Annotated in this window: 2 protein-coding genes; both read left to right on the top strand. The window is 48.2% G+C overall.

Translation table 11 applies throughout. The annotated features are described in order from the left end of the window. The coding region (locus AB4496_RS00585) for a PrpF domain-containing protein (protein ID WP_372130481.1) at nucleotides 1–578 on the top strand (578 nt) is incomplete at its 5' end. A 118-nt stretch (nucleotides 579–696) separates the two neighbouring features. Further along, nucleotides 697–1,450: AMP-binding protein (locus AB4496_RS00580; protein WP_372130479.1), on the top strand; the 754-nt coding region annotated here is incomplete at its 3' end.

Raw genomic sequence — 1,450 nt, 5'->3', positions numbered from 1 at the left:
TTCCAGATCTGGGGTGCATTAAAGCGACATACATCAATGCCGGAATACCCACCATTTTTGTTGATGCTGAATCGGTTGGTTACCAAGGCACTGAACTTCAATCAGATATCAATAGTGATACCAAAGCCTTGGCTCTGTTTGAATCCATCCGAGCACATGGTGCAGTAGCGATGGGTCTTATCGATTCCCTAGAGCAAGCTGAATCACGCCAGCACACTCCTAAAGTCGCGTTTGTTACTAAGCCTCAAGCGTACCAAGCTTCCAGTGGTAAATCGGTTGCTGCCGAAGATACTGATCTTCTGGTGCGAGCTTTGTCTATGGGGCAATTGCACCACGCCATGATGGGTACGGCTGCGGTCGCCATTGCTTCAGCGGCAAGCGTCCCGGGGACGTTAGTTAACTTGGCAGTCGGTGAGGGTTCCCGAGATTTTGTGACCTTTGGTCATCCATCAGGAACCTTAAAAGTGGGTGCTAAAGCGATACAAGGCGAAAGTGGGTGGAAAATTGAAAGGGCGATTATGAGTCGTAGTGCCCGAGTGATCATGGAAGGTGCCATTCGTGTGCCTTTTCCCAAGTAAAGCGACTGTCGTGAACGGTTAAATGTTCACGAACACAACGCTGAGAAAAGAGTGCAATCAAGTGCTACTGCCAAAAGCTAGGCGCTTGGAATAATGGATAAATCATGGAGGAGGCACTATGTCTGCTACGAATCGAATGAACAGAAAAACAGATTACATCACCGAGTATCAATGGGCTAGGGAAGACCCCAATTCGTTCTGGGAAACGCAAGCACAAGCGATAGATTGGTTTGAACCACCAAAAACGATATTACAAACTGACGATAACGGTATTGAACGTTGGTTTCCTGATGGGGTGATGAACACCTGCTGGCTCGCGCTTGATTACCATTGTGAAAATGGACGAGGTGACAATACCGCGCTGATTTACGATTCTCCAGTTACAGGAAATCAATCCTCATACACTTACAATCAATTGCGTGACCAAGTGGCTAAAGTTGCAGGTATGTTAGCGACGCAAGGCGTTACCAAAGGTGATCGTGTGGTGATCTACATGCCAATGATTCCTGAAGCGGCAATGGCAATGCTGGCTTGTGCTCGACTAGGCGCGGTGCATTCGGTGGTGTTTGGTGGGTTTGCTCCTCATGAGCTTGCCGTTCGTATCGAAGATGCTGAACCGAAGGTGTTGATTACTGCCTCCTGCGGTGTCGAGATAAATAAAGTCCTGCCATATAAGCCGATGGTCGACAGGGCGATCATGGACAGTCGCTGGAAACCTGAGAAAGTGGTGGTATTCCAAAGAGAGCAGTCTCTAGCCGAGTTGAACAATGAACGCGATGTACTTTGGCAACAAGCGGTTAACGATGCCTTGCCTCACGTATGTGTGCCTGTTCTAGCGACTGACCCACTATACATATTGTATACATCAGGGA

It is taken from the genome of Vibrio sp. 10N.222.46.A1, from assembly GCF_041473595.1.
GTDB lineage: Bacteria > Pseudomonadota > Gammaproteobacteria > Enterobacterales > Vibrionaceae > Vibrio > Vibrio tasmaniensis_A.
The sequence above is the reverse complement of the archived record's forward strand: the minus strand, read 5'-3'. Positions and strand labels throughout refer to the sequence as shown.